This is a genomic window from Brevundimonas alba (assembly GCF_011927945.1).
GTDB classification, from domain to species: Bacteria; Pseudomonadota; Alphaproteobacteria; order Caulobacterales; family Caulobacteraceae; genus Brevundimonas; species Brevundimonas alba.
This window is the reverse complement of sequence record NZ_JAATJM010000001.1, coordinates 1607833-1628291: the sequence shown is the minus strand read 5'-3', so window position 1 is coordinate 1628291 and position 20459 is coordinate 1607833. Positions and strand designations below refer to the sequence as shown.

General features: G+C 67.6%; 8 protein-coding genes. 6 read left to right on the top strand and 2 right to left on the bottom strand.

Annotation, left to right across the window (positions count from 1 at the left end; genetic code table 11):
• The first annotated feature begins 107 nt into the window (after positions 1 to 107).
• A complete protein-coding gene (locus GGQ87_RS07945; protein ID WP_168046336.1) occupies positions 108 to 1760 on the top strand; it encodes an MFS transporter in 1653 nt (550 codons plus the stop codon).
• A 12-nt stretch (positions 1761 to 1772) separates the two neighbouring features.
• Here GGQ87_RS07945 and GGQ87_RS07940 read toward each other — a convergent pair whose 3' ends face one another.
• Together GGQ87_RS07940 and GGQ87_RS07935 are read right to left on the bottom strand one after the other, a co-directional pair.
• Positions 1773 to 8837 carry an Ig-like domain-containing protein gene (locus tag GGQ87_RS07940; RefSeq protein ID WP_425339279.1) on the bottom strand — a complete coding sequence of 2355 codons (7065 nt, stop codon included), beginning with the start codon at positions 8835 to 8837 and terminating at the stop codon, positions 1773 to 1775.
• A gap of 954 nt (positions 8838 to 9791) precedes the next feature.
• The gene (locus GGQ87_RS07935) at positions 9792 to 15683 is read right to left on the bottom strand and encodes a M10 family metallopeptidase C-terminal domain-containing protein (protein WP_168046332.1); all 5892 of its coding nucleotides are present in this window, start codon (positions 15681 to 15683) and stop codon (positions 9792 to 9794) included.
• A gap of 452 nt (positions 15684 to 16135) precedes the next feature.
• Here GGQ87_RS07935 and gmd point away from each other — a divergent pair, with 452 nt between their 5' ends.
• The 5 genes from gmd to GGQ87_RS07910 are packed head-to-tail and all read left to right on the top strand — an operon-like array spanning position 16136 to position 20457.
• Positions 16136 to 17251, top strand: coding sequence for a GDP-mannose 4,6-dehydratase (gene gmd, locus GGQ87_RS07930; RefSeq protein WP_168046330.1), 1116 nt, complete (start codon positions 16136 to 16138; stop codon positions 17249 to 17251).
• Between the two features lie 4 nt (positions 17252 to 17255).
• Complete coding sequence (locus GGQ87_RS07925; protein ID WP_168046328.1) at positions 17256 to 17732, top strand: dTDP-4-dehydrorhamnose 3,5-epimerase family protein; 477 nt, start codon at positions 17256 to 17258, stop codon at positions 17730 to 17732.
• The gene (locus tag GGQ87_RS07920) at positions 17732 to 18529 is read left to right on the top strand and encodes a glycosyltransferase family 2 protein (RefSeq protein ID WP_168046326.1); all 798 of its coding nucleotides are present in this window, start codon (positions 17732 to 17734) and stop codon (positions 18527 to 18529) included. The genes GGQ87_RS07925 and GGQ87_RS07920 overlap by 1 nt, the downstream gene beginning before the upstream one ends.
• Positions 18526 to 19278 (top strand): acylneuraminate cytidylyltransferase family protein, encoded by a 753-nt coding sequence (locus GGQ87_RS07915; protein ID WP_168046324.1) that lies wholly within the window; start codon positions 18526 to 18528, stop codon positions 19276 to 19278. Before GGQ87_RS07920 ends, GGQ87_RS07915 begins: the two co-directional genes overlap by 4 nt.
• Positions 19279 to 19281: 3 nt before the next feature.
• Positions 19282 to 20457 (top strand): N-acetyl sugar amidotransferase, encoded by a 1176-nt coding sequence (locus GGQ87_RS07910; protein WP_168046322.1) that lies wholly within the window; start codon positions 19282 to 19284, stop codon positions 20455 to 20457.
• Positions 20458 to 20459: the final 2 nt, after the last annotated feature.

Sequence of the window (20459 nt, the reverse complement as noted above, 5' to 3'; positions counted from 1 at the left end):
TCACCAGACCGTGCCGCGCCTCCAGGTGAGGCTCGGCACGGCCCGCCTGCTGGCGCGCCGGCCAAATCCGGTCCACGATTTCCCCGGGACGAGTCCGGGGAGGGACCATGACCGACGCCGCCGAACCGCACACCGTCGACCGCAGAGACCGGCTGGTCATTCTGGCCTCGTCCGTCGGCACGGTGATCGAGTGGTACGATTTCTACCTCTACGGATCGCTGGCGGCGATCATCACCAGCCAGTTCTTCTCGGGCGTCAACGAGACGACGGGCTACGTCTTCGCCCTGATGGCCTTCGCGGCGGGGTTCGCGGTGCGGCCGTTCGGGGCGGTCTTCTTCGGCCGCCTCGGCGATCTGTGGGGGCGCAAGAACACCTTCCTCGTGACCATGCTGCTGATGGGGCTGTCGACCTTCGTGGTCGGGCTGCTGCCGTCCTACGCGGCCATCGGCGTCGCGGCGCCGGCCGTTCTGATCGCCATGCGGCTGGTGCAGGGACTGGCGCTCGGCGGAGAGTATGGCGGCGCGGCCACCTATGTCGCCGAACACGCCCCGCCCGGGAAGCGCGGCTTCTTCACCAGCTTCATCCAGATCACGGCGACGGCGGGACTGATGCTGAGCCTGCTGGTCATCCTCGGCGTGCGGACCGCGATCGGCGAGGACGCCTTCAAGGACTGGGGATGGCGCGTCCCCTTCCTCGTTTCGATCCTGCTGCTGGGCGTGTCGCTGTGGATCCGGCTGAAGCTGGCGGAGAGCCCGGCGTTCGCCCGCATGAAGGCGGAGGGCAAGGGCTCCGCGACGCCGCTCAGGGACAGTTTCGGCAAATGGCCGAACCTGAAGCTGGTGCTGCTGGCGCTGGTGGGGCTGACGGCGGGGCAGGCGGTGGTCTGGTACACGGGTCAGTTCTACGCCCTGTTCTTCCTCGAGAAGACGCTGAAGGTCGAGCCGGCGCTCGCCAATATCCTGATCGCTGTCGCCCTGCTGCTGGCCACCCCCTTCTTCGTCTTCTGGGGCTGGCTGTCGGATCGGGTGGGCCGCAAGCCGATCATCCTGACCGGCTGCCTTCTGGCGGCGCTGACCTATTTCCCGCTGTTTCACGCCCTGACGGAGGCGGCCAATCCGCGGCTGGCGGCGGCCTCCGCCTCCGCGCCGGTCGTCGTCGTTGCCGACCCCGCCGACTGCTCGTTCCAGTTCGATCCGGTCGGCAAGGCGAAGTTCAACAGCTCGTGCGATCTGGCCAAGTCATACCTCGCGAAGGCGGGTGTGACCTACGCCAACACCGCATCCCCAAAGGGCTCCCTGGCGGTGGTGCGGGTCGGCGGGACCCTGCTTCCGGGTCTCGACCGGGCGGCCTTGCCGGCAGCAGACTTCTCCGCGGCCAAGGCGGCGTGGGAGACCTCGCTCGGCGCGGCCCTGACCGCCGCCGGCTATCCGACCAAGGCGGACAGCACCCTGGTGAACCGGCCGCTGGTGATCGGCATCCTGTTCCTGCTCGTCTTCTATGTGACCATGGTCTACGGGCCGATCGCGGCGGCGCTGGTGGAGATGTTCCCCACCCGCATCCGCTACACCTCGATGTCCCTGCCCTATCACATCGGCAACGGCTGGTTCGGCGGCTTCCTGCCGACCACGGCCTTCGCCATGGTCGCCGCGACGGGCAACATCTACTACGGCCTCTGGTACCCCGTGGTGGTGGCGCTGGTCACGGTCGTGGCCGGCGTCCTGTTCATCCGCGACCGCAAGGACGCCGATCTGCACGCCTGACCGGAAACCGCGTCAGAAGAACCAGTCGGGATCCTGATCCACGGGTTCATGGCCGAACGTCGGGGAGACCCCGTCGAAGGACAGGGTCAGCTGATGGTCGAACAGCCCCATGAACTTGCCGGAGAGATCCGGATCGGCGGCACGCTGGCCGAGGCTTTCGAAGGTCAGAGCTACGGCCGCGTCATCCTGCGCCGCGGGCGCGGTGAAGGCGGTGGCGAACGTCTTCGCGTCCGGGCCCTGCAGGGGGGCGCCCGGCGGAGACAGGGTCGACAGATCGAGCACCGAACCGTCCCCGAAGTGGAGGAACTCCATGCCGTTCAGGATATCCGTCCCGTCGTCGCCGTCCTCGCCGGCCGCCGTGTCCACGACCGTGACCGACCCGTCCTCATTGAGGGTGACGGTGTAGCTCGCCTGCGCGCCTGACAGCAGGGCGGTATCCTCGCCGTCGCCACCGTTCAGCGCATCATTGCCCGCGCCGCCCGAGAGCGTGTCGTTGGCCGCGCCGCCCGTGATGACGTTGTCGAGGGCGTTGCCCGTGCCTTCGAAGGCGCCGGCGCCGACGAACGCCAGGGTCTCGAGATTGTCGCCGAGAACGTAGGCCGCGAGGGTCGTCTCGACCTGGTCGACGCCCTCGTCAGCCAGTTCGGTCACGGTGTCGCCCTCGGCGGTCACGACATAGCGGTCGTCGCCGGCGCCGCCCTGCAGGACATTGGCCGCGCCGGCGCCCCCGATGAGAACGTCATTGCCCGCCGCGCCGTTCAGAGTGTCGCTCCCGTCGCCGCCGGTGACGACATTGTCGAGCTCGTTGCCTGTGCCCGCGAAGTCGCCGGAGCCGGTGTAGGTCAGGTTCTCTACGTTGGCCTGAAGGGTCCAGGCGGACAGGGTGGTCTCGACGACGTCGACGCCTTCGTCGGCCAGTTCGGTCACGGTGTCGCCTTCGGCGGCCACGACATAGCGGTCATCGCCCGTTCCACCCTGCAGGACATTGGCCGCGCCGGCGCCGCCGGTCAGCACATCGTCACCGGCTGCGCCGATGAGGGTGTCAGCGCCCTCACCGCCGTCCAGAAGGTCTGCCTCGCCGCCGCCGGTGATGACGTTGTCCAGCGCGTTGCCGGAGCCCGTAAAGGCGCCGGAGCCGGTGTAGGTCAGATTCTCGACGTGGTCCTGAAGGGTCCAGGTGGAGAGGTTCGTCTCGATGACGTCCAGGCCCTCGTCGGCCAGCTCGGTCACGGTGTCGCCCTCGGCGGTCACGACATAGCGGTCGTCGCCCACGCCGCCCTGGAGGACGTTGGCCGCGCCGGCGCCGCCGATGAGCACGTCATTGCCCGCCGCGCCGCTCAGGGTGTCGCTTCCGTCGCCGCCGGTGACGACGTTGTCGAGCTCGTTGCCCGTGCCCGCGAAGTCGCCGGCGCCGGTGTAGGTCAGGTTCTCTACGTTGGCCTGAAGGGTCCAGGCGGACAGGGTGGTCTCAACCAGGTCGACGCCTTCGTCGGCCAGTTCGGTCACCGTGTCTCCGGCTGCGGTCACCACATAGCGGTCGTCGCCCGTTCCGCCCTGCAGGATGTTGGCCGCGCCGGCGCCGCCGGTCAGCACATCGTCCCCGACTGCGCCGATGAGAGTGTCAGCGCCCTCGCCGCCGTCCAGCAGGTCTGCGTCGCCGCCGCCCGTGATGACATTGTCCAGCCCGTTGCCGGAGCCCGTGAAGGCGCCGGAGCCGGTGTAGGTCAGATTCTCAACGTGATCCTGAAGGGTCCAGGTGGTGAGGTTCGTCTCGATGACGTCCACGCCCTCGTCGGCCAGCTCGGTCACGATATCGCCGGCTGCGGTGACCACGTAGCGATCGGCGCCCGTTCCACCCTGCAGGATGTTGGATGCTCCGTCGCCGCCGGTCAGCACATCGTCACCGGCCCCACCGACCAGTGTGTCGGCGCCCTCGCCGCCGTTCAGCGCGTCGGCATGAGCGCCGCCGGTGATGACGTTATCCAGCGCATTGCCCGTGCCGGTGAAATCGCCGCCGCCGGTGTAGGTCAGGTTCTCGACATTGGCCTGGAGCGTCCAGGCTGAGAGCGTCGTCTCGATGAGGTCGACGCCTTCGTCGGCCAGTTCGGTCACCGTGTCTCCGGCGGCCGTGACGACATAGCGGTCGTCGCCTGTTCCGCCCTGCAGGACATTGGCGGCCCCGTCGCCGCCGGTCAGCACATCGTCGCCGGCTCCGCCGACGAGGGTGTCAGCGCCCTCTCCACCGTCGAGCGCGTCGGCATTGCCGCCGCCGGTGATGACGTTGCCCAGCGCGTTGCCGGAACCCGTGAAGGCGCCGGAGCCGGTGTAGGTCAGGTTCTCGACGTGATCCTGAAGCGTCCAGGTCGACAGGTTGGTTTCAACCGTATCCACGCCTTCGCCGGACAGTTCGGTCACGGTGTCGCCGGCCGTGGTGACCACATATCGGTCGTCGCCCGTTCCGCCCTGCAGCACGTTGGCCGCGCCGTCCCCGCCGATCAGCACATCGTTCCCGCCGGCGCCGATCAGGGTATCGCCGCCGGCCCCGCCGGTGATGATGTTGTCGAGCCCGTTGCCTGTGCCTGCGAAGGCGCCGACGCCGGTGTAGGTCAGGTTCTCGACGTTGTTCTGCAGCGTCCAGCTGGCCAGCGTCGTCTCGACGACGTCTGTGCCTTCGCCGCTGAGTTCGGTGACCGTGTCGCCGGCGGCGGTGACGATGTAACGATCGTCGCCCGTGCCGCCCTGCAGGATATTCGCGGCGCCATCGCCGCCGGTCAGCACATCGTCGCCGGCTCCGCCGACGAGGGTATCCGCGCCATCGCCGCCGTTCAGCACGTCGGCGTGGCCGCCCCCGGTAATGACGTTGGCGAGGGCGTTGCCTGTGCCGCTGAAGGCGCCTGAGCCGATGTAGGTCAGGTTCTCCACATGGTTCTGGAGCGTCCAGGCGGCGAGGGTCGTCTGGATCGTGTCCGTGCCTTCGCCCGCGAGTTCGGTCACGGTGTCGCCGGCGGCTGTCACGACATAGCGGTCGTCGCCCGTGCCGCCCTGCAGCAGGTTGGCCGCGCCGTCGCCGCCAACCAGCACGTCGTTGCCCGCAGCGCCTTTCAGGGTGTCGGCGCCCAGGCCGCCGGTGATCACATTGTCCGCGGCGTTGCCGAGGCCGGTGAAATTCCCCGAGCCGATGTAGGTCAGCTTCTCGAAATAATCGCGCAGGGTGTAGGCGGCGAGACTGGTCTCGACGGTGTCGATTCCCTGGCCGGCGAATTCCGTCAGGGTGTCCCCGACGGCGGTCACGACATAGCGGTCGTCGCCTAGGCCCCCCTGCATGATGTTCGCGGCCCCGGCGCCGCCGATCAGCACATCGTCGCCGGCCTGACCGAGCAGAGTGTCGCTGCCGGCCCCGCCGCTCAGCACATTGTTCTGGGCGTCGCCGAACAGCAGATCGTTGAAGGCCGAGCCGGTGACGTTCTCGATGCTGATCAGGAGATCGGTCGCGCCGTCCCCGTCCGCAGAGGCGAGCGAGCCCGCCAGTTTGACGGTCACGGCGCCGGCCGCGGCGCTGTAGTCGACCGTGTCGTTCCCCGCGCCGCCGTTCAGGCTGTTGAAGCCCGCGCCGCCGATCAGGGTGTCGTTGAAGGCCGAACCGGTGACGTTCTCGATGCTGACGAGGGTGTCGCTTCCGCCGGCGCTCTTGGTCGCGGACTGGGTGCGGATATTGACCGTCACCCCCGCCGTGGCGGTGGCGTAGTCGGCCGTGTCGGCGCCGCCGCCGCCGTTCAGGATGTCACTGCCGCCGCCGCCGCGCAGGATGTCGTTGAAGGCGCCCCCGGTCAGCTGGTTGTTGGCGCTGTTGCCGACGCCGGAGAAGGCGCCCGAGCCGGTGAAGACGAGGTTCTCGAAGTTGTCCCTGAGCGTGTACTGGCTGAGCGTCGTCTCGACGGTGTCGACGCCCTCGCCTGCGAACTCGGAAAGGGAATCCCCGACCACGGAGACGATGTAGCGGTCGTTGCCCGCGCCGCCCTGCATGGCGTTGGCCTGCCCGGCGCCGCCGATCAGGACGTCCGCCCCATTGCCGCCGATCAGGTAGTCCGACCCGAGACCGCCGTTCAGCACGCTGCCGCCATGGTCGCTGATCAGAACGTCGGCGTAGGCGGAGCCGGTGATGTTCTCGAAGCCTATCAGGACGTCGGCGCCGCCGGCCGATTTGGAGGCGGAGTGGCTTCGGAGGTTTACGCTCACGGCGGCCGTGGCGTCACTGTAGTCAACTGTGTCGACGCCGCCACCCGCGTTAAGGGTGTCGCTGCCGCCGCCGCTGCGCAGGGTGTCATTCCCGGCGCCGCTGATGATGATGTTGTTCTCGTTGTTGCCGTAGCCGGTGAAGGCGGCGGAGCCTGTGTAGGTCAGGTTCTCGAAATTCGCCCGCAGCGAATAGGCGGTGAGGCTGGTCTGGACGCTGTCTACGCCTTCCCCGGCGAACTCGTTGAGAGAATCCCCTGCGGCCGTCATGATGTAGAGGTCGTTGCCCGTGCCGCCCTGCATGGCGTTGGCCAGACCCGCGCCGCCGACCAGGATGTCGTCGCCCGCGCCGCCGATCAGATAGTCGCTGCCCAGACCACCCTCGAGCCGGTTGGCGCCGGACGTTCCGACCAGGGTATCGTTGAAGGCCGAGCCGATCACATTCTCGATGCTGGTCAGAACGTCGTTGACGCCGCCGCCCTTCACCGCGCTGCCGTTGGCGAGTTTGACGGTCAGGCCGCCCGTCGCCGAGCCGTAATCCACGGTATCGACGCCACCCGCGCCGTCGATGACGTTCGCGCCCGTGCCGACGACGAACACATTGTTCGAGGCGTTCCCGGTCGCCGTGAGGTCGCCTGAACCGGTGAAGGTCAGATTCTCGATGTTCTGACCCAGGATGAAGGTGTTCAGGCTGGTCCGGACCGTGTCCGTTCCCTCGTTCGCCAGCTCGATGACCGTATCGCCGACCGCCGACAGGATGAAGGTGTCGTTGCCGGCCCCGCCGTAGATCTCGTTGGCTCCGCCAGACCCGCCGTCGATGACGTCGTCGCCGCCTTGGCCGAGGATCACGTCCGATCCGGTTCCGCCGGTGATCAGATCTCCGAACTGGCTGCCGATCAGCACGCCCGAGCCGTTCAGGATCGTGCCGCCCTGGCCATTGACCGTGATCGTCAGGGTGGAGGTCGAGGTCACGCCCAGCCCGTCGGTGACGGCGTAGGTGATGGTTTCGACGGCGGTCTGGCCCTGCGTCAGCGCCGCGGTCGAGGCGTAGGCCTGGAAGGAATAGCTGCCGTCCGCATTGACGGTGATGTCGCCGTACGTGCCGGCGATGGTCTGGCCGACGTTGCCGGCCGAGCCGTTCACTGAACTGACGACCAGGGACGCGCCGTCGGCGGAAACGGTGTCGTTGACAAGAAGACCCGCCGAGGCGGTGGCCGTCAGGCCTCCCGTCTCGTTGACGGCTGCGCCATCGGCGAGGGCGGCCGTGCCCAGTTCAATCTCGAACGCGACCTCGACTTCGGCGCTGTTGGCCTGTCCGTCGGTCACATAGTAGCGGAACGACGCCGGCCCGAAATATCCGTTGGCGGGCGTGAAGACGAAGGCGCCGGTGTCGGCGTTGATCGTGACGGTTCCGTGCAAGGCCGATCCGGCGACGAGGACATAGCGAGGCGACTCGCCGTCGACGTCCGTCGCATGCGCAAGAGTTCCCAGGACCGGCTGGTTGGTGGAGCCGGCATGCACGGCGCTCTCGTCACCCGGCGTGGGCGCATCGTTCACCGGAACGGATTGGCCCGGAGTCCAGCCGGCGATGGCGGCGTCGAGCGCCGCCTTTTGTCCCGCCGTCAGACCAAGGGTGACGGCCTGCTGCATGTTGAAGACCAGCAGCTGATCGAAGGCGCCGACGGCGGGCCCGCCATTCAACTTCAGTCCCACGCCCAGCCAGAAATAGGCGTCGGCGGCCGAAACGGCGACACCCTCGCCAGACAGATAGCGCCGCCCGAGCGTGTACATGGCGTCGGCGTTGCCGAGTTCCGCGGCCTTCACATAGAGGGCGACCGCCCCGGCGTCGTCGACGGGCCCGCCGTAGCCATTGTCGTGCAGGATCGCGAGCCGATACAGGGCCGTGCCATTGTTGGGCAGGCTCTCATAGAGTTCGCGCGCTTCCGCATAGTCCCGCGCGACGCCTTCGCCCGACACATACATGTCCGCCAGCATCAGGGCGGCGTCCGGTATCTGACGCACCATTTCGAGATAGTGGGCGGCCAGGGCCGTATCCATCGGCACGTTCTGGCCGTTGCGCAGCCATGTGCCGTAGAAATAGGCCCCGCCCACATCGCCCCTGTCGGCGAGCAGGATGATGTTGCGGACGAAGCCCTGGAAATCGCCCGCGATAAGCAGGTCGACCGCCTGGTTGTAAGTCAGGCGAACGGCGGGCTCGCCGTCCGCCAGAACGGTCAGGGTCACAGTCTTGGGCGCGCTGTCCAGCTGGCCATCGCTTACGTAGTAGGAGAACGTCGCCTGACCGGAAAAGCCATCGGCCGGCGTGAAGACATAACGCCCGTTTGACGGGTCTATGGTGACCGTGCCGTTCGTCTCCGACCCGCCGACAAGGTGGTAGGTCAGCCGTTCGTCGTGGTCGACATCCGACCCCAGCCGAAGCCCATAGGTGAAGGCCTCGCCAGCGGCGATCTCCATCGCCTCGTCCTGGGTGCTGGCGACCGGCGCGTCGTTGATCCCGCCGATGTAGATGTAGGCGGTGCGGACGGCGGAGGTGTGGACGCCGTCGCTGACGGTGTAGCGGAACGTCGCCGGCCCGACGAAGTCCGTCGGTCCGAAATAGTTGGCGTTCGGCGTGAAGACGAAGGCGCCCGTGGCCGGATCCAGCGTCACCGCGCCGTTCGTCGCCGAGCCGGGCACGAGGGTGAAGGTGGCGTTGGCCAGGTTGACGACCCCGTCGCCGACGAGCGTGCCGGCCGTGACCTGGTCTTCCAGCCCGTGGAAGAACTCGCGATTGGTGTTGGTGTTGTTCGGGTGGGACGGAATGGCAGGCGTCTGCGTCCGCACCGTTATGTTGGCGATGTCGAGGAAGCCGGTCGGAAACTCGTCGGGCTCGTCGTTGATGACGACGAGGTGCAGGGTCGCGTCGGTCTGTGACAACGTCTCCGTCACGCCGAATGGCTGATAGCGGTCGGCCCAGTCGCCCTGCTGCGAGTGGTTTTCGCCGGCGTAGGTCCAGTCGGCCGGGTCGTCGCTCAGTTGCACGGTGATCGTGACCCACTCGCCCTCGACCAGCTGGTCGGTCAGATCGTTGCCCGTGTTGGCCCAGTTATTGGCGACGAGATTGACGTAGTAGTTCTTGAACACCCCCTCTTCAGGGACATAGCGGCACAGCCAGACCACGAGCTTGCCGCCGTTCGCATGATAGTCGGTGGCGCGAACCGTGATCTCGAACTCCGCATCCAGGAGGTTCAGGATCCCGGGCGAGCCGACCGCAGGCACCGACAGGTGGGCGATCAGCCGCAGGGCCCCGATGCCGTCGATATGGTTGGGATCCAGGGCGCCGGGGGCGTGGAGGCGGGTGAAGGACTCGTGCTCGCCGCCCGCTTCATGGACGACGGACGGGGCCAGCCAGGTCGTCCAGGGCCCCAGACCATAGTCGAAATCGAACGAATATTCGTAGGTCGGCGCAGGATCGGCGATGGGATCGGAGGGCTGTGCGCCGGCGGAGAGTGCTCCGTCGATCGGCGGAGACGCGAAACCGGCCTTTTCCGGAACGGCCGGGAAGGCGTCGTCACGGTCCGGTTCGGTTGCGAGAGTCCGCATTGCGCCGTCTATCCCCTGTCCGTGCAGCCGTCAGGCGGCAGTCCCCGCATGGGGAAGCTGCACAGTAGCATCCCGCGAGGCCCGTACCCAAGTGGGCGCCGGGTCGCAGTTAGGGTCGGCCGCCACAAGGTGCAACAACCGACCGGAGAAGTTCGCGCGGCCCGACGGGCGCCGGACCGCGCAGGTTTCCGTCTCTTACGCCCAGGGATCGAGCCAGGCGCGGGTGTAGTCGAACACGTCGTGGGTCGTGTCGATACGGTCCGCCGGAGCATGCTGGAACTCGGTGTAGTGACGGTCCTCCATGATCACAAAGGCGGCGTCGTCGGCTGCTCCGGGCAGGACCTGGGCGTCATCCCAATCCTTGGCCGCTGCGTCCACGAAGGTGTCCGGCAGGACGAGGAAGTCGTCCTGGATCGGCAGCACCTGCGGGCCGAAGAGGTCTTTATCGTCCACCAGCGTCGGCAGAACCAGCATTCCCCCATCCTTGGCCGCCGGCTCCAGCGGGGCCGGGGCGCCGTAGGTCAGGGTCGTAGTGGTGTTGTTGGCGTAGCGCAGCACCTCGATGGAGGTGACGAAGGTTGAGCCGTCGCGGCCGGCGACGCTGTCGACGATCCGCCAGCCCGCGCCTTCGGCGGTGATGGTGTAGTTGGCGGCGACGCCGCGCAGCTGCAGTTCGTCGCTACCCAGACCGCCGTTGATCGTGTCGTTGCCGCCGCCGCCGCGCAGGATATCGTCCAGAGCGCCGCCGGTGATGGTGTTGTTCAGGGCGTTGCCGCTGCCCACGAAGCTGCCGGGCCCGGTGTAGAACAGGTTCTCGACGTTGTTGCCCAGGGTGTAGGAACCGACCCGCGCCTGCACGGTGTCGATCCCTTCGCCGGCCAGCTCCACGATCGTATCGAAGGCGTCCAGGATGTAGAGGTCGTCTCCGGTCCCGCCCTGCAGCTGGTTGTTCACCCCGCCCGAGCCGCCCATCAGGATGTCGTTGCCGCCGCCGCCGACGAGGACGTCCGAGCCGATGCCGCCCTGGATGACGTTGGCGTTGGCGTCGCCGTAGATGACGTCGTTGTAGTTCGAACCGATGGCGTTCTCGACCGAGGTGAAGGTGTCGGTGGCCCCGTCGCCGTCGTTGGTGGCCCGCTGCAGGTCCAGCCGGATCACCGTCGCCGCCGCGGCCAGGGTGTAGTCCGCCGTGTCGGTTCCCGCGCCGCCGTTCATCACATCGGCCCCGCCGCGGCCGCGCAGCACGTCGTCGCCCGCGCCGCCGGTCATGACGTTGGCCGCCGCATTGCCGGTGCCAGTGAAGTTTCCGACGCCGCCGAAGATCAGGTTCTCGACGTTGTTGGCCAACACATAGGTGGCGATCCGCGCATCGACCGTGTCGGTCCCCTCGCCGGCGGCCTCGAACACCGAGTCGGCCGCCTCCAGCACATAGGTGTCGTCGCCAAGTCCGCCCTGGAGGGCGTTGAGCGCGCCGGAGCCGCCCCACAGCACGTCATTGCCCACGAGGCCCAGCAGGGTGTCCGATCCCAGCCCGCCGCGCAGCACGTTTGCGCCGCCGTCGCCGATCAGGGTGTCGTTGAAGGCCGAGCCGGTCAGGTTTTCGACGCCGGTGAAGGTGTCGGTCCCGCCGTCGCCGTCGTTGGTCGACCTGTTGGCGTTCAGCTGGGCGTTCACGGCCCCCGCGGCCCCCGAGTAGTCGACCGTGTCGATCCCCGCGCCGCCGTTCAGGACGTCCACGCCCGCGCCGCCGCGGAACACATTGTCACCGCCGTCGCCCGTCAGCACGTCGTTGAAGGCCGAGCCGAACAGGTTCTCGAGGGCGCTGAGGACGTCGGTGGCCCCGTCGCCGTCGTTGCTCGCCGAGCCGAGGGTCAGGTTGGCGGTGACCCCGCCGGCCGCGCCGCGATAGTCGCCAGTGTCGACACCATTGCCGCCGATCAACTGGTCGGAGCCGGCGCCGCCACGCAGGGTGTCGTCGCCCTCGCCGCCCGTCAGGCTGTCGGAGCCATTGGCGCCCGTCAGGACGTCGTCTCCGCCCCGGCCGTCGAACACGACCGCGAAGGCGCTTCCGGCGGCGGCGGCGAGCGTATTGGCGCCGCTGCTGCCCGAGACGGTGCGAACCGCGGCGGTCGTGCCGCCGACCGTCACGTTCTCGGTGGCGAAGATGGACACCGCCGTTGATCCGACCGAGCCGGTTCCGGCGGAGAGGTCCACCTGGGCCGAAACGCCGTTCAGGACGGCCGTGTCGACACCCGTGCCGCCCGAGATCAGAACGCCGGCCGAGGCGGCCGAGCCGGTCACGACCAGGGTGTCGTCGCCGTCCTCGCCCCACAGCTGGTCGCCGGAATCGCCGCTCAGGGCATCCGCTCCGAGGCCGCCGAACAGGACATCCACCCCGCCGCCGGCGGTCAGCTGGTCGTCGCCGTCGCCGCCGACGATCAGGTCGTCGCCGGCCTGGCCGTTGATCACGTCCGCGCCGCCCGCTCCCTGGAACTCGTCTGCGAAGGCCGTGCCGACAAAGGCGTCATTGTTCGGCGTGCCCGCGAAATACTGGCCGCCGCCCGCGCCCACGATCAGGGTGATGTCGTCGAAGCGAAGACGCTCGACCGTGGTCAGGGTGTCGGTCCCGTCGGGGCCGGTGACCGTCGTGGTCCCGCCGACCGTCGACACCGTATAGGCCGAGCGCAGGCCGCTGAAGACCGCCGTGTCCGTGCCGGCGTCGCCGCTGATGGTGTCGTTCGAGCCGCCGCCGGTGAGGGTGTCGTCGCCGCCGCCGCCGCTGATCGCGTCGAAGCCGGCGGTGCCCGTCAGGGTATCGGCCCCGGCCGTGCCATTGATCGGGTTCATGATCGGCGCGCCGGCGATGGTGTAGAAGCCATCGGCGAACTGGAGCCGCTCGACATTGGTCAGGGTGTCGGTCCCGTCGGGTCCGGTGATGGTCGTGACCCCGGCCGCGAAGCTGATGGTGTAGGCGGACCGAGCGCCGCTGTAGACGGCCGTATCCGTGCCGCCGCCGCCGTCGATCGCGTCGGCTCCCGCGCCGCCGGTGATGGTGTCGTCGCTGCCGGCGGACTCGATCTGGTCGTTGAAGGCGGTGCCGGTGATCGCGTCCGCGTTGGCGGTTCCCGCGTAATACTGGCCGCCGCCCGCGCCCACGATCAGCGTGCCGTCGGAGAAGCGGAGCCGCTCGACGTTCGACAGGCTGTCGACGCCGTCGGGGCCGTTCACCGTGGTGACGCCCGCGGCCGTGGAGACCGTCGAACCGGCCATGGTTCCGGAGAACACCGCCGTGTCGACGCCCGTGCCGCCATCGACGGTGTCGTTGCCGAGACCGGCGTTGATCAGGTCGTCGCCGTCGAGGCCGTTGATGGTGTCGGCGCCGGTGGTGCCGTTCAGGCTGTCGGCGTTCGGCGTGCCGTTGATGGTCCCGTTGAGCGGCGCCCCGGCCGGATCGAACAGGCCGTCGGCGAACTGCAGGCGCTCGACATTGCTGAGCGTGTCGGTCCCCTCGGGGCCGGTGACGGTCGTCACGCCCGCGTTGAGGGTGATGGTGTAGGCCGAACGGGCGCCGCTGAAGACGGCCGTGTCCGTGCCGTTTCCGCCGTCGATGGTGTCGTTCTCGGCGCCGCCGATCAGCTGGTCGTCGTCGGCCCCGCCGTTGAGGGTGTCGCGGCCGATGCTGCCGTTGAGGACATCGTTTCCGGCCTCGCCGTTCATGGTGGCGCCGAGGAACAGGATCGGCGTCACCGGCGCGCTCGGAACCGAGACATGCAGTCTGTAGGTGCCGCCGGCCGGGGGGGCCGAGGTGACGAGGGTGGCGTCAGAGCCCGACTGCCACTGCGACACCTCGATGTAGTAGGTCCCGGCGGAGGCGAAGGTGTAGCTCAGGGCCGAGTCGGTCGCCGAGCCGCCGTCGCCCGTCGCGGCGTCGTCGTTCTGGGCCAGACGGACATTGCCGGCGTCGTAGATGCGCAGCACGCTGTCGAAGCTGGCGTTGTCGATGTCGAAGACGACCGTCTCGCCCGCGGCCACGGTGACCGCGTAGAACTCCTTGCCGCCATGGCCGGTGGCGACGACCGTGGCATGCGGAATGGTGGTCGAGTTCGCCACGTCCGAGCGGGTGCCCAGATCGAAGCCGCCGGCCAGCGACACCGCGGAGCCGATCGAATTGTTGGTCGTCGAGAAGGATTTGACGATGTCGGGCGCGCCGCCGCCTTCGCCGGGCGCGCCGGAGAACAGCTGGTCCGCACCGCCGCCGCCATTCAGCGTATCGAGGCCGCCGCCGCCGCGCAGGATGTTGTCGGCGCCGTCGCCCGTGAGGGTGTCGGCGAAGGCCGTGCCCCGCACTTCCTCGATACTGGAGAGGGTGTCTGCGCCCGCGCCGCCGCTGGCCACGCCGTTCGTCAGGTTGACCGTAATGCCGGCGCCGGCGCCGGAATAGTCTGCGGTATCGAAGCCTGCGCCGCCGTTCAGCGTGTCCGCGCCGAGGCCGCCCACGAGGAAGTCGGCGTCGTTTCCACCGTTCAGAACGTCGTCGCCCGAACCGCCGCTGAGCGTGTCGGCGCCGTCGAGACCGTTGATCGTGTCCGTGCCGCCGAGACCGCCGATGGTGTCGGCGAAGTTCGTCCCGTTGATGGTTTCATTGGTGATGTCGCCGGCGACCGTCACGCCGCCCGTCGGAGCGGCGGCGATGGTCTGGTCCGAGAACTGGAGGGATTCCACGTTGCGGACGGTGACCGTCCCGTCCGGGCCCGTCACGGTGCCGACCTGGCCGTTCCAGGTGATGGTGTAGCTGGCGCGGGCGCCCGAGAAGACGACCGTGTCCGTGCCCAGGCCCCCGTCGATGACGTCATTGCCGCCGTTGCCGGTGATCACATTGGCCGCAGAGTTGCCGCGGATGGTGTCGACGCCGGAGCCGCCGATGACGTTCTCGATCACCACGCCGATGGCGATCGCGATATTGCCGACCAGACCGCCGACGCTGGAGAAGGCGCCCTGCCGAAGGTCGATCGTCTGGGCGACGCTGTAGCCGGAGAAGTCGAAGGTGTCCGTGCCGCCGGCATCCCAGACCGCGAAGATGAGGGCGCTGGCCGCCGAGTTGGCGTTGAACCAGGGGAAGGTCGCCGTGGAGTTGAAGCCGTAGACCGTGTCCCCGGTACGGGTGGTCATGTTGGCGCCGTAGAGGCGCTGGGCCGCCGCGATATCATCGAGCAGGGGCACGGCGGAGTAGCGATTGTTGCCGGTGCCGTTCGTGCGGAAGTCCGCCCCCGTCTCCTGCTCGGAGAAGTAGCTCATCACCGAAAACTGGCGGGAGTCCTCGAAGTAGATGGCGTCCGCGCCGTAGGTGATCACGCCGGTGGCGCTGGCGTTGTAGTCCGCCGGGTGGCTGAGGCCGATAGCGTGGCCGATCTCGTGCAGCAGGGCCTGATGACCATAGGCCTGCATCACCGGCACGGCGTTGTAGGACAGCGAGCTGTTGACCCATACGTCGCCCTGGACGGCGTTGGAGCTCGTAGCCCCCGGCATGCCGCCGGGCAGATAGGCGAAGGCGGCCGCGCCGTCCTGGCCGGACGCATAGTTGCCGAACAGGATGGTGGCGTTGTTGGAGTACTGGCTGCCGACGTCCGTGACGCGGTTGAAGGTGATGTTCGCCACGTCGGACCAGGCCGCGAGCGAGAGCTCGGCGGCGGCGATCTGGAAACTGTTGAACTGCGAGAAGCCCGCAGTGTCCGTCGGCATGACGGCAGCCGAGAGGCGGAAGGCATAGGTAACCACGGCCGGCTGCCCGAGCCCGGTGGCCCAGCTGGTGTTCGAGCGCGTGATCTGCGACCCGGCGTCGATCGGATCGAGCGAGGGTTTGCCGTTGGGACCGAACAGGCCGCGGTCGTCGGCGTTCAGCAGCACGCCTTGCGGGCCTGAACCAGCGGCTTCGACAGCCCCGTGGAACCGTCCGCAGCAGCCGCAGATGTCATAGCTGGCGACGGCTCCGAACGAGGGATCCGCCACCGGCTGGACAGACGGCGCTCCATCGCTATCGGCGACGAACGAAGACGGCGAGCCGAAGCTCCGCGAGAAGGAATCGAACATGCGTAGGGCCCAACCGACGAAAATTTCCGGCGGTCACCGTAACGCGGCTTCGCGAAACGACAAGCGGAGCCGCTTCACACTTGCGTTGAATGCGGCCCTCGGAGCAACCTGAACGGGACTTCACCCGCTTCGCGACTACCCCTGGATAGAGGACAGCGCCTGTTCGGGGTCGGCGCTGCTGGCTCCACTGCATGCGCCTGCGACCGCACTCCATGCCGATGAGCCGCGCCCCGGCTCCTGGACGCCAGCCCGCCATCGACGCCTGAGGCGGGAAACGCAGTCATCGCCTGCGCTCCGCTGGCCAATGTCACATTTCCCGCCTAGACAGGCGGCGGCTGTGGATCGCCGCCTGTCCAGGCGCGTTCAGGGGCCGCATTCGCCCGATACGGGGGGTACCCGGGCCGCGCCTCGCGCGCTCGTGCGCCCTCCGGCCGCTCTGTCTGGAAGGCCCGATGACGAAGAAGACCGCGCTGATCACCGGCATCACGGGCCAGGACGGCTCCTATCTGGCGGAATTCCTGCTCGAGAAGGGCTACGACGTGCACGGCATCAAACGCCGCTCGTCGCTGTTCAACACCGAGCGGGTCGACCACATCTATCAGGACCTGCACGACGCGGACGTGCGCTTCCAGATGCATTTCGGCGACCTGACGGACACGTCGAACCTGGTGCGCATCATCCAGCAGGTTCAGCCGGACGAGATCTACAACCTCGGGGCCCAGAGCCACGTCGCCGTCAGCTTCGAGACGCCGGAATATACCGCGGACGTGGACGCCCTCGGCACCCTGCGCCTGCTCGAGGCTATCCGCCTGCTGGGCATGGAGAAGAAGACCAAATTCTACCAGGCCTCGACATCCGAGCTGTATGGCCTGGTGCAGGAGCCGGTCCAGTCGGAAACGACGCCCTTCTACCCGCGCAGCCCCTACGCCGTGGCCAAGATGTTCGCCTACTGGATGTGCGTGAACTACCGCGAGGCCTACGGAATCTTCGCCTGCAACGGCATCCTGTTCAATCACGAGAGCGAGCGGCGGGGCGAGACCTTCGTCACCCGCAAGATCACCCGCGGGCTCGGCGAGATCGCCCAAGGCCTGAGCGACTGCCTGTATCTCGGCAACATGGATGCCCTGCGCGACTGGGGTCACGCCAAGGACTACGTGCGCATGCAGTGGATGATGCTGCAGCAGGACACGCCGGACGATTATGTGATCGCCACGGGCAAACAGTACAGCGTCCGCCAGTTCGTCGAGGCCTCGGCCGCCCGCATCGGCGTCACCCTGCGCTGGGAAGGCTCCGGGGTGGAGGAGCGGGGGATCGTCGAGGCGGTCGATCCGTCGCACGCCGTGAGCCGCTGCCCGGCGATCAAGGAGGGCCAGACGATTGTGCGGGTCGACCCGCGCTACTTCCGTCCGACCGAGGTGGAAACCCTGCTGGGCGATCCGTCCAAGGCCAAGGCGAAGCTGGGCTGGGAGCCGGAGATCACGTTCGAAGAGCTGGTCGACGAAATGATGGAGGCGGACCTTCTGGCCGCCCGCAAGGCCCTGCTGATCAAGAACGCGGACTGGAGCTGAGGTCTTGGATCCCTTCGTCCGGCTGGATCAGACCACCCGCCGCCGCGAGGACAATCGCGGCTGGCTCGAGGTGCTCTACGAAAGCGACAGCATGGTGCTGAAGCGGTCGTTCTCGAAGGCGGGCGTGTTCCGGGGCCTGCATGTTCAGCAGGCGCCGTCCGAGCAGACCAAGGTCATCCGGGTGGTCTCAGGGGCCATCGTCGATGTCGTGGTCTCGATGGACGACCCGACCCGGGAGCTCCGCACCACCCGCCTGACGCCCGAAGACGGCTGGGTTCGCATCGGAGCTGAGTACGCACACGGCTTTTTCGCCCTGCAAGACACTGTCTTTGAATATGTTTGCGACGGCGGCTACGATGAGGGGTCGGAACTGGCGTTCTCGATCGCGGATCGCCTTCCGGCCCTGTTGGGGGTCGATACCGTGATCCTGTCGGACAAGGACCGCGCGGCGCCGCCGCTGCCGGCGGCTGGAACAGAGTGATGAAGACGCTTTCGCTGATCACCGCATCGTACAACAGCGCGCGCACCATCGCGGACACCCTGCGGTCGGTGAACGCCCAGACGTATCCGCAGATCGAATATCTGGTCGTCGACGGCGGCTCAAAGGACGAGACGATGGAGATCGTGGCGCGCGAGGGACAGCGCGTGACCTCCGCCGTGTCCGAGCCCGACAAGGGCATCTACGACGCCTATAACAAGGGCCTGTCGCGGGCGACCGGGGAGGTTATCGGCTTCATCAACTCGGACGACTACTATTGCGCGCCCGACGTCATCGCCAATGTGATGAAGGCGTTTGAGGACCCGACGGTCGAGGCGGTGCACGCCGACCTCGTCTATGTGGACCCGGCGAACACCGGCAAGATCGAGCGGCACTGGAAGTCGCGGCCGGCGACCGTCGAGAACCTGCGCCGGGGATTCATTCCGGCCCACCCGACCTTGTTCCTGACCCGCGCCGCCTACGACAAGATCGGACAGTTCGACACCAGCTACCGTCTGGCCGCCGACTACGACTTCATGCTCAGGGCCTTCTTCGTCCACCAGATCAAGTCGGTGTACCTGCCGCAGATCTGGGTCCGGATGCGCTCGGGCGGGGCGACCGGGGGCACGGCCGCCAGCATCATGAAGCAGAACGACGAGATCCGGCGCAGTCAGGCGGCGCACGGCCTGCACTACCCCAAGGCGCTGTTCTTCGCCCACAAGGTGCTGGACCGGTCGGTGCAGCGCGCGCGCGCGCCCTTCGTGAAGGCGCCCGACATCGTGGGATCGGCCGGCCAATGATCGACGGCAGGCGTGTTCTCGCGATCGTTCCGGCGCGGAAGGGCTCCAAGGGCCTGCCGCTGAAGAACGTGCGGCCTCTGGCGGGCAAGCCCCTGCTGGCGTGGCCGATCGCCGCCGCGCGCGCGTCCAGCCATGTCGACCGGGTGATCATCTCCACGGACGATCAGGGCTTTGCCGACATCGCCGTGGCGCATGGGGCCGAGGCTCCGTTCCTGAGGCCGGCCGAGTTGGCGTCGGACACCGCGCCCTCGATCGGCTTCATCCTTCACGCCGTGGACACGCTGGCGGAGGCCGGCGACGTCTACGAGTACGTCGTCTTGCTGGAGCCGACCTCGCCCCTGACCGAGGGCGCCGACGTCGACGCGGCGCTGGAGCAGTTGATCGCGTCCGGGGCGGACGCGATCGTCGGGGTGACCGCCCTGGAGACCAACCACCCCGCCTATGCGGTGCGGATGCGGTCCGACGGCGTGATCGATCCGCTGCAGCCCGGTGGCTTCGCCGCCATGCCCCGCCGCCAGGACCTGGAGCCGGTGTTCGGCTTGGACGGCAGCCTGTATATTTCGACGGTCGAGGCGCTGCGGCGGGAGCAGGGTTTCTGCCACGCCGGGACGCTCGGCTACCGGACGGCCCGCCACAAGGCGCACGAGGTTGATGATCTGGTCGACTTCCTGTGCATCGAGGCGATCGCCGCCCATCTGGACACCATTCGACAAGAGGAAAGCCGGACCTCCCCGTCCGGCGCGAGATAGCCCATGCGCAAATGCACCAAATGTCTGGTCCCGGAGACCGTCGACACCATCACCTTCGATGAGGAAGGCGTCTGCTCCGTCTGCCGTCAGATCGAGGCCAAGAAGGACAAGATCGATTGGGCCGACCGCCAGCGGCAGCTCGACGAGATCATCGACCAGTACAAGGGCAAGGACCTCTACGACTGCATCGTCCCCTATTCGGGCGGCAAGGACTCGGTCTTCCAGCTCTATTACATCGTCAAGACGCTGAAGCTGAAGCCGCTGGTGGTGCGCTACAACCACTGGGGCTACCGGCCCAAGGTCGAGGACCTGAACACCTCGGTGTTCAAGCAGCTGGGCGTCGACGTCGTCGAGTTCACGCCGAACTTCCACGTCGTGCGCGAGCTGATGCTGGAGAGCTTCAAGCGCCGCGGCGACTTCTGCTGGCACTGCCACACAGGCATCTATTCCGGCGTCATGCACATGGCGGTGCGGTTCGGCATTCCGCTGCTGTTCTGGGGCGAGACCTCGGCCGAGTACCACAGCTGGTACACCTTCGAAGAGATGGAGGAGGTCGACGAGAAGCGGTTCAACCGCCTGATGAACCAGGGGATCACCGCCGACGACATGTACGAATTCCTGCAGGGGCGCGTGGAGCGCCGCGACCTGTGGATGTTCGACTATCCGAAGCGCAAGGACCTGATGGCCCTGAAGGTCCGCTCGATCTGCCTCGGCAACTATATCGAGTGGGACACCAAGGCCAACGTGGCCCTGATCGAGCGAGAGCTCGGCTGGAAGGGTCAGCAGGTCGAGGGCGTGCCGCCGGAGTATGACTACGAAAAGATCGAGTGCACCTTCCAGGGCATGCGCGACTGGTCGAAATTCGTGAAGCGCGGCTACGGGCGCGCCAACCACCTGCTGTCGATCGACATCCGCAACGGCCGCAAGACCCGCGAGGAAGCCGTCGAGATCGAGCGCCAGTACGACGGCAAGCGCCCCGCCTCGATGGACTGGTTCCTCGAGACGCTGCAGATGACCGAGGACGAGTTCTACAAATATCTGGAGCCGCACCAGGTCCATCCGTGGAAGTTCGACAAGTCGAATTTCGAGACCGGACCGGTGATGCCCGACTTCGAAAAGTGGGACCGCACCGATCTGAGCCACATCCCCGTCGGCCCGCCGAAGACGCCCGCGGAATAGGG

Bases quoted from the DNA above. Each gene is read 5' to 3' on its own strand.
- GGQ87_RS07945 (WP_168046336.1), top strand. From the start codon at position 108: ATGACCGACGCCGCCGAACCGCACACCGTCGACCGCAGAGACCGGCTG.
- GGQ87_RS07935 (WP_168046332.1), bottom strand. From the start codon at position 15,683: ATGTTCGATTCCTTCTCGCGGAGCTTCGGCTCGCCGTCTTCGTTCGTC.
- gmd (WP_168046330.1), top strand. From the start codon at position 16,136: ATGACGAAGAAGACCGCGCTGATCACCGGCATCACGGGCCAGGACGGC.
- GGQ87_RS07920 (WP_168046326.1), top strand. From the start codon at position 17,732: ATGAAGACGCTTTCGCTGATCACCGCATCGTACAACAGCGCGCGCACC.
- GGQ87_RS07915 (WP_168046324.1), top strand. From the start codon at position 18,526: ATGATCGACGGCAGGCGTGTTCTCGCGATCGTTCCGGCGCGGAAGGGC.
- GGQ87_RS07910 (WP_168046322.1), top strand. From the start codon at position 19,282: ATGCGCAAATGCACCAAATGTCTGGTCCCGGAGACCGTCGACACCATC.